Annotated in this window: 7 protein-coding genes and 1 tRNA gene; 6 read left to right on the top strand and 2 right to left on the bottom strand. The window is 66.6% G+C overall.

The features are described 5' to 3' along the window. The first annotated feature begins 308 nt into the window (after positions 1–308). Positions 309–659: a Kazal-type serine protease inhibitor domain-containing protein gene (locus WAL33_RS14480; RefSeq protein ID WP_422182223.1), complete on the top strand. Its 351-nt coding sequence runs from the start codon at positions 309–311 to the stop codon at positions 657–659. Between the two features lie 190 nt (positions 660–849). Further along, positions 850–1,272, top strand: coding sequence for a putative quinol monooxygenase (locus WAL33_RS14475; protein WP_422182222.1), 423 nt, complete (start codon positions 850–852; stop codon positions 1,270–1,272). A 182-nt stretch (positions 1,273–1,454) separates the two neighbouring features. On the opposite strand, the gene glnA is transcribed toward WAL33_RS14475, so the two are convergent. Both glnA and WAL33_RS14465 read right to left on the bottom strand, forming a co-directional pair. Next, positions 1,455–2,864 carry a type I glutamate--ammonia ligase gene (glnA, locus tag WAL33_RS14470; RefSeq protein ID WP_422182221.1) on the bottom strand — a complete coding sequence of 470 codons (1,410 nt, stop codon included), beginning with the start codon at positions 2,862–2,864 and terminating at the stop codon, positions 1,455–1,457. Between the two features lie 39 nt (positions 2,865–2,903). Continuing rightward, entirely contained in the window at positions 2,904–3,242 is a 339-nt protein-coding gene (locus tag WAL33_RS14465) for a P-II family nitrogen regulator (RefSeq protein ID WP_422182220.1), read from the bottom strand. A gap of 505 nt (positions 3,243–3,747) precedes the next feature. On the opposite strand from WAL33_RS14465, the gene WAL33_RS14460 reads away from it, so the two are divergent. From WAL33_RS14460 to tig, 4 genes are all read left to right on the top strand, one after another. Then, positions 3,748–4,317 (top strand): histidine phosphatase family protein, encoded by a 570-nt coding sequence (locus tag WAL33_RS14460; protein WP_422182219.1) that lies wholly within the window; start codon positions 3,748–3,750, stop codon positions 4,315–4,317. Positions 4,318–4,345: 28 nt separating this feature from the next. Further along, the gene (locus WAL33_RS14455; RefSeq protein ID WP_422182218.1) at positions 4,346–5,797 is read left to right on the top strand and encodes an NAD(P)H-hydrate dehydratase; all 1,452 of its coding nucleotides are present in this window, start codon (positions 4,346–4,348) and stop codon (positions 5,795–5,797) included. 446 nt (positions 5,798–6,243) lie between these two features. Continuing rightward, a tRNA-Leu gene (locus WAL33_RS14450) sits at positions 6,244–6,328 on the top strand. A 206-nt stretch (positions 6,329–6,534) separates the two neighbouring features. Beyond that, positions 6,535–7,893 (top strand): trigger factor, encoded by a 1,359-nt coding sequence (gene tig / locus WAL33_RS14445; RefSeq protein WP_422182224.1) that lies wholly within the window; start codon positions 6,535–6,537, stop codon positions 7,891–7,893. The last annotated feature ends 34 nt before the right edge of the window (positions 7,894–7,927 follow it).

Below are 7,927 nucleotides of genomic sequence, written 5' to 3'. Positions count from 1 at the left end.
GAGGGCGGCGGCGGCGCGGCGGGGCGCGGCGCGGGCGTGGGATGCGGTTCACGGGCCGGGAACGGCGAAGCCGGCACGGGGGCCAAGGCGTCGTCGTCGAACAGCGAGAAGGAAGCGGGAGCGTCTTTGGAGGACATTACAGGAACATGCGTCGATTCGGCGGGAGCGCCCCGTATGGGCCGTGCGGGACACGAAGAAAAGAGGGGGATAGGTCGCGGCGCGGGCCGTCGCGCGTCGAATTGCCCGCCTGACCGGACGCATGGCAGGATGGTGCGTTTCCTAGACGGTTTCAGCCCCTGGAGCAGATGATGACTTGGCGACCCCTGATCCTCCTGGCCGCGCTGACCCTGCTGGGCTGTTCGAGCCCCGGTTCCAGCCCCGCCCAGCCGACGCCGCCGACCAACGCGCGCACGCCGGTGGCTGAGGGCGGCATGTGTGGCGGGTTCGCGGGCTTCCAGTGCGTCTCGGGCCTGGTCTGCCAGATGCCGGCCGGCCAGTGCCAGGTCGCCGACGGCGCGGGGACCTGCCGCAAGGCGCCCCAGATGTGCCCGATGATCTACGCCCCGGTTTGCGGCTGCGACGGCAAGACCTACGCCAGCGCCTGCACTGCCACCGCCCAGGGCGCCAGTGTCGCGACCCAAGGCGAGTGCAAGGTTTAGGGGGCGAAGTTCAGCGCGCCCCGGGGCGGCGAAAACCTCGTCCTTCGACAAGCTCAGGATGAGGTTTTCTACCGCCGAGGCCTGCGAAGTGGTCCTCATCCTGAGCTTGTTGAAGGACGAGGGCCAAGCGCGGCGTTCACTGCTGACATCTTATGGCCAATCCACCGTCAAGCTGCCTGCCGGAGGACTCATGACTCACCTAGATTCAACGGATGGTCTGGCGCGCCGCGCGGTGCTGGCGGGCGGGCTGGGCCTGGCCGCCGTCGCCGCGCCGTCGCTGACCCAGGCCAAGGAGGACAAGCCCCAAATGGACAAGACGATGTACGGACTGATCGGCCAGATGAAGGCCGCGCCCGGCAAGCGGGATGAACTGGTCGCCATTCTGGCGGAGAGCACCGAAGGCATGCCCGGCTGCCTCAGCTACATCGTCGCCAAGGACGCGGCCGACGCCGACGCCCTATGGATCACCGAGGTCTGGACCGACAAGGACAGCCACGCCGCCTCGCTGAAGCTGCCGGCCGTCCAGGTCGCCATCGCCAAGGCCCGCCCGATCATCGCGGGGTTCGGACATCGCTTCGAAACGGCGCCGGTCGGCGGCGTGGGATTGGGCTGAGCGCGCTTCCACCAGATGATCGGCGTCCTCGACCTTGTTCGCATCGAGCAAGCGCAGGCGCCGCATAGCGCGCTGGAGCCTTGGGAGGCGTAGGCGGCGACCCACCCCGACCCGTGAACCGGACATGAAAAAGGCCCGCGGATCGCTCCGCGGGCCTTGTCCTTCGTCCTAGGCCGTAAGGCTTAGCACTTGTAGTACATGTCGAATTCGACCGGGTGCGGGTGCAGCGTCAGGCGCATCACCTCTTCCATCTTCAGCTCGATGTAGCTGTCGATGAAGTCGTCGTCCATGACGCCGCCGGCCTTCAGGAAGGCGCGGTCCTTGTCGAGGTTTTCCAGAGCCTCGCGGAGCGAGCCGCAGACTTCCGGGATCTTCTTCTGCTCGCGGGGCGGCAGGTCGTACAGGTTCTTGTCGGCGGCCGCGCCCGGATCGATCTTGTTGTTGATGCCGTCCAGGCCGGCCATCAGCAGGGCGACGAAGGTCAGGTACGGGTTGCCCATCGGATCGGGGAAGCGCGCCTCGATGCGCTTGGCCTTCGGCGAGTCGACGTGCGGGATGCGGATCGAGGCCGAGCGGTTACGCGACGAGTAGGCCAGCTTCACCGGGGCTTCGTAGCCCGGCACCAGGCGCTTGTACGAGTTCGTCGTGGAGTTCGAGAACGCGTTGATCGCCTTGGCGTGCTTGATGATGCCGCCGATGTACCACAGGCACATGTCCGACAGGCCGGCGTACTTGTCGCCGGCGAACAGCGGTTTGCCGTCCTGCCAGATCGACTGGTGCACGTGCATGCCCGAGCCGTTGTCGCCGAACATCGGCTTGGCCATGAAGGTGGCGGTCTTGCCGTAGGCGTGGGCCACGTTGTGGATCACGTACTTGTAGAGCTGCATCCGGTCGGCCATCACGACCATGGTGTCGAACTTCAGGCCGAGTTCGTGCTGGGCGGGCGCCACTTCGTGGTGGTGCTTTTCCGGCTTCATGCCCAGCTCGCCCATGACGGCCAGCATTTCGCCGCGCAGGTCTTGAGCCGAGTCGATCGGGTTGACCGGGAAGTAGCCGCCCTTCGGACCCGGACGATGGCCCATGTTGCCTTCCGGATATTCCTTGGCCGAGTTGCCCGGCAGTTCGACGGAGTCGAACGAATAGCCCGTGTTGTTCGAAGCGGTGCTCCAGCGCACGTCGTCGAAGATGAAGAACTCGGCTTCGGGGCCGAAGAACACCGTGTCGCCGATGCCCGACGACTTGACGTAGGCCAGGGCGTTCTTGGCGATCGAGCGCGGGTCGCGGTTGTAAGGCGTGCCCGTGTCGGGGTTCACCACGTCGCAGAACAGCGCCAGGGTGGTCTGCTGGTAGAACGGATCGATGATCGCGCTGGTCAGGTCCGGACGCAGCTTCATGTCCGACTCGTTGATGGCCTTCCAGCCGGCGATCGACGAGCCGTCGAACATGGTGCCGTCGTTGAGGAAGTCGTCATCGACCAGATCGATGTCGAAGGTCACGTGCTGCAGCTTGCCGCGCACGTCGGTGAAACGGACGTCGACGTACTTGACGTCCTTTTCCTTGATCAGATCCAGGATTTTCTTGGCGGTGCTCATCGTTATCCCCTTTGAGCGTTAAGCGGTTTTCGGCCTGGCCTAGACGGCGGACGGGCCGGTTTCTCCGGTGCGGATGCGGACGACTTCCGTGATCTCGGACACGAAAATCTTGCCGTCGCCGATGCGGCCCGTGCGGGCGGCGGTGGTGATGGCTTCGAGGGCGGGTTCCAACTGGCTGTCTTCAACCACGACTTCGACTTTGATCTTGGGAAGGAAGTCGACGACGTACTCGGCGCCGCGATAGAGCTCGGTATGACCCTTCTGGCGGCCATAGCCCTTGGCTTCCAGCACGGTCATGCCTTGCACGCCCATCTCCTGGAGCGCCTCTTTGACCTCATCGAGCTTGAACGGCTTGATGACGGCTTCGATCTTTTTCATCAGACTTCTTTCACGCCCATACGGCGCGGGCGCCGCTGACAGAGCGGCACGGAGCACGGTGGCCCGCGGGCTCACAAGCGCGGTGACGCGCTTTATGGGGGGAGTTCTGTCGAGTTCGGCTCAATGATGCATATTTGTGCACGTAAAGCCTGAAAGTTGATCAGTGCAGGTTTGGGCGGTCAAACCGCTCCATGCGGATCGATTGCCGACCAACGATCGTCAAAACCACCGTTTTGGCGGCAAAGAACCGGAGCGAAGGCCCATAGTCCGCGGCGGTAAGGGGTTGCGGCCATTTCTGAGGAGTGGCCAAAAATGCGCCTTCGCTTCGAAAACTGCTGAAGATTGCGGCGAAATCCGGGGCGGATGAGGCGACTAGGTCAGGGTCGGTTTTTGCGCATTTGCACGTTCCGACGGCGAAGCGCGCCCGGCCCGACGCCGGAAGCGTTAGAACGGGACCGGCGTCGCGGGCGTCGCTAGGAAGATATTGCGAAGACGGGGGAAGCCGATGAGCCGCATTCATATGATCCGCCATGGTCGTCCTGCCTCGACTTGGGGCGATGCGGATCAGGATCCCGGCCTGGACGCCACCGGGGCCGAGCAGGCGCGGACGGTGGCGAGCGTTTTGCTGGCCTTGCCCGAGGGGGAGCGGCCGCGCCGGGTGGTGAGTTCGCCGCTGCGCCGCTGTCGGGAAACCGCCCAGCCGCTGGCCGCCGCCTTGGGCGTGCCGGTCGAGATCGATCCGAGGGTCGGCGAGATCCCGACGCCGGCCGCCCTTGAGGCTGAAGCGCGCCCCGGATGGTTGCGCGAGGCGTTCCAGGGGCGGTGGAGCGACATCCGGGGCGATCTGGACTATGCGGCCTGGACCCGACAGGTGGCCGAGGGCGTGGCCTCGCATCCCGACGCCGCTGTGTTCAGTCACTTCGTGGCGCTGAACGCGGCGGTGTCCGTGGCGACCGGCGGCGAGTTGGTGGCCGCGTTCCGGCCCGACCACGTTTCGGTGACGGTGTTCGATGTGGTCGACGGCGCGTTGATCCTGGTCAACAAAGGCCGCGAAGCCTCGACGCAGGTTCTCTAGGGCCATCTCACCAAGACAAGGAGCCGCCGTGCCGCGCGAGATCATGACCGTCGCCGAGATGACCGCGGCGGATCGCGCGGCGGCCGAGGCGGGAACACCGACGACCGTCCTGATGGAACGCGCCGGCCGCGCCGTGGCCGACCTCGTTCGTGAGCGCTACGCGCGCTGCGCCACGGTGGTCTGGTGTGGTCCCGGCGACAACGGCGGCGACGGCTATGTGATCGCCCGGCATCTGCGGCGCGGCGGCTGGCCCGTGCGGGTGGAGGCGTTGGCCCCGCCCGCCAGTCCGGCGGCGCAATGGGCGGCCGGACGCTGGAAGGGTGAGACCGGGCCGCTGGTTTCGGAACCGGGCTCTGCGTCGCTCTATATCGATTGCCTGTTCGGCGCCGGCCTGTCGCGGCCCCTTGAAGGCGAGGCCGACCGCTTGGCGCGGGTCATGCCCGGAGCGGCGCGGATCGTCGCCGTCGACGTGCCCAGCGGAATCCTGGGCGACACCGGACGCCCGCTGGGCGAGCGGGCCCTGAAGGCGACGCTGACGGTCACCTTTCATCGCCGCAAGCCGGCCCACGTCCTGGCCCAGGGCCGCGCCGCCTGCGGCGAGGTGGTGGTGGCCGACATCGGCCTGGAGGAAACCGGGCAGGGGCGATTGTTCGAGAACGACCCTGGTCTGTGGGCCGCACGCTTCCCCTGGCCGGCGCCCGACGCCCACAAGCACGCCAGAGGGCGGATGATGGCGGTCAGCGGCGAGGCCTGGAACACCGGGGCGATCCGGCTGGCGGCGCGCGGAGGTCTGCGCATCGGGGCAGGAGTGGTGACCGTGCTCTCGCCGCCCAACGCCCTGGCCGTCAACGCCGCCCATCTGGAGGCGGTGATGCTGGCGCCGTTCGAAAGCGAATACGACCTGCAGACTCGCGCCGCGAATGCCGACGCCGTGGTGATCGGACCGGCGGCGGGGGTGGGGGAGGCGACGATGCGGCACGTCTTCGCCTTGGCTCGCAACGGCGCGGCCCTGGTCGTCGACGCCGACGCACTGACCAGCTTCGCCGAGGATCCCGGGGCGCTGTTCTCGGCGCTGGACCGCGACGATGTCCTGACCCCGCATCCCGGCGAGTTCGAACGGATCTTTCCCGGCCTTTTGGCCGCGTCGCCCGAACGCGTCACGGCGGCGCGGGAGGCCGCGCGGCGGGCGGGGGCGGTGGTTCTGTTGAAAGGCTCGGACACGGTGGTCGCCGCGCCCGACGGCCGGGCCGCGGTCAGCCTGAACGGCGCGCCCTGGCTGGCGACGGCAGGGGCGGGCGACGTGCTGGCCGGGTTCATCGCCGGCCTGATCGCCCAGGGGATGGATAGTTTCGAGGCCGCCTGCGCGGGAGCCTGGATTCACGCCGAAGCCGGGGCCGCCCACGGACCCGGCCTGATCGCCGAGGATCTGCCGGACCTGGCGCCCTCCGTCCTGGCCGCGCTGTGGAAGGCTCGCCCTTAATCTTGGCAGGCCCGCGGCTGGTTGTGGTCTTGCGGACCAGGACCAGCTGGGTGGGCGCCACGGTGTCGATGAAAAACACGTGGGCGTCGTGCTTGACGGTCCAGCCCTTCTCATCTTCGACGATTTCTATGGTTTCCATGGCGCAAGCTTGCTGGGGCGAAGTCAAAGGCAAGCCCGCCCAGGGGGCGGATCGTTCTGCGGCAATCGTTGGGGGAAACACCGGCCCGGGCGTCAGTCGGGGGGGCATGGCCCGGGCCGGCGTAAATCCGGGGCGTTGTTGAACAACCGCGGACATTTGAATAACCGGCTCCAGGGAAAATTGTTCCCGGGAGGCGGAAGAAATAATCGATCCCGCGGCCGAGGGGGCGAACAGCCGTGGCGTTCGCCTGACCGTTGGCGGCTTGCCAAGCTGGCCGGGCATGTCTAACCCGCTTTCCGCGCATCGTGCGGATGTGGCGAAACTGGTAGACGCACTAGATTTAGGTTCTAGCGCCGAGAGGCGTGGAGGTTCGAGTCCTCTCATCCGCACCACCTTCACCAGGTCCCTGGCCCGGTGAGGCGCGCCGCTCGACGGGACTTTCGTTCCATGAGGGCGCCAATGCCCTTGGATGGTCGCCAATCGCGTGACATAAGGGCGCTCTTTCGCCGCCCCGGTGACGTGGGCGGCTTTGATGTTTTGACCCCTGGGGCGGACGACGGGCGCGAACGCCCGAAGAGCCGAGAAGCTAAGAATGTCGATGCAGATCGTTGAAAAGTCGGGCGAAGGCCTCAGCCGCGTTTATGGCGTGACGGTGCCCGCGAGTGAACTCGCCACGCGTCTCGAAGCCCGGATCTCCGAGGTCGCGCCCCAGATGAACGTCAAGGGCTTCCGCCCTGGCAAGGTGCCGAAGGCCCACGTTCGCCGCCTATACGGCAAGGCCCTGATGGGCGAAGTCATCGAGGCGACGCTGAACGAAGGCGCCCAGAAGGTGCTGGACGACAACAAGCTGCGCCCTGCCGGCCAGCCGGACCTGAAGCCCTCGTCCGACATGGACAAGGTGCTCGCCGGCGGCGAGGACCTGGCCTTCGAACTGGCCGTGGAAGTGATGCCGGACTTCGAGCCGATCGACCCCGCGTCGATCACCTTGACCAAGCCGGTCTACAAGGTCTCGGACGCCGAGGTCGACGAGGCCCTGGCCGACCTGGCCAAGCAGGCCCGCACCTATGAGCCGCGCACGGGCAAGAGCCTGAAGGCCAAGGACGGCGACCAACTGCTGATCGACTTCGTCGGCACCATCGACGGCGTGGCCTTCGACGGCGGCACCGCCACCGACGCCGAGCTGACCCTGGGTTCGGGCCAGTTCATTCCGGGCTTCGAAGCTCAACTGGTCGGCGCCAAGCCGGGCGACGAAGTGACCGTCAAGGTCGACTTCCCGGCCGACTACCAAGCCGCCAACCTGGCCGGCAAGGCCGCCGAGTTCGCCACCACCGTCAAGGAAGTGCGCGCCCCGGTCGACGCCGAGCCCGACGACGAGCTGGCCAAGCGCCTGGGTCTGACCGACCTGGCCGCCCTGAAGGACCTGCTGAAGTCGAACCTGGAAGGCCGCTACACCAATTCGTCGCGCTTCAAGCTGAAGCGCGCTCTGCTGGACATCCTGGACAGCAAGCACGACTTCGCCCTGCCGCCGCGCATGGTCGACGCCGAGTTCGCCGGCATCTGGCAACAGGTCCAGGCCGACAAGACCCAGGGCGGCTTGGCCCCTGAGGACGAAGGCAAGACCGAAGACCAACTGAAGGACGAGTACAAGAAGATCGCCGAGCGCCGCGTGCGCCTGGGTCTGGTGCTCGCCGAGATCGGCCGCAAGAACGACGTGGCCGTCACCGAACAGGAACTGGCCGACGCCATGATGCGCGAAGCCCGCCAATACGGCGCGCAAGCCCAGCAGGTGTTCGACATGTACCGCCAGCGCGCCGACCTGCAGGCCGCCCTGCGCGCTCCGATCTATGAAGACAAGGTCGTCGACCTGATCTTCGACAAGGCCAAGATCAAAGAAAAAGAAGTTTCCAAGGAAGAGCTCTTGGAAGAAGACGACCTGCCGGAAGGCTACGGCGGCTAAACACCGCCGACTTCATTTGCGGACGAATGGACGG

It is taken from the genome of Caulobacter sp., assembly GCF_049283275.1.
In the GTDB taxonomy this organism is placed as follows: Bacteria; Pseudomonadota; Alphaproteobacteria; order Caulobacterales; family Caulobacteraceae; genus Caulobacter.
Note: the sequence above shows the minus strand (reverse complement) of the source record. Positions and strands in the feature narration are given on the sequence as shown.

What these genes read in the sequence shown, in the direction of transcription:
- glnA (WP_422182221.1), bottom strand. Translation starts at nt 2,864, where the DNA reads ATGAGCACCGCCAAGAAAATCCTGGATCTGATCAAGGAAAAGGACGTC.
- WAL33_RS14475 (WP_422182222.1), top strand. Translation starts at nt 850, where the DNA reads ATGACTCACCTAGATTCAACGGATGGTCTGGCGCGCCGCGCGGTGCTG.
- WAL33_RS14480 (WP_422182223.1), top strand. Translation starts at nt 309, where the DNA reads ATGACTTGGCGACCCCTGATCCTCCTGGCCGCGCTGACCCTGCTGGGC.
- tig (WP_422182224.1), top strand. Translation starts at nt 6,535, where the DNA reads ATGCAGATCGTTGAAAAGTCGGGCGAAGGCCTCAGCCGCGTTTATGGC.
- WAL33_RS14465 (WP_422182220.1), bottom strand. Translation starts at nt 3,242, where the DNA reads ATGAAAAAGATCGAAGCCGTCATCAAGCCGTTCAAGCTCGATGAGGTC.
- WAL33_RS14460 (WP_422182219.1), top strand. Translation starts at nt 3,748, where the DNA reads ATGAGCCGCATTCATATGATCCGCCATGGTCGTCCTGCCTCGACTTGG.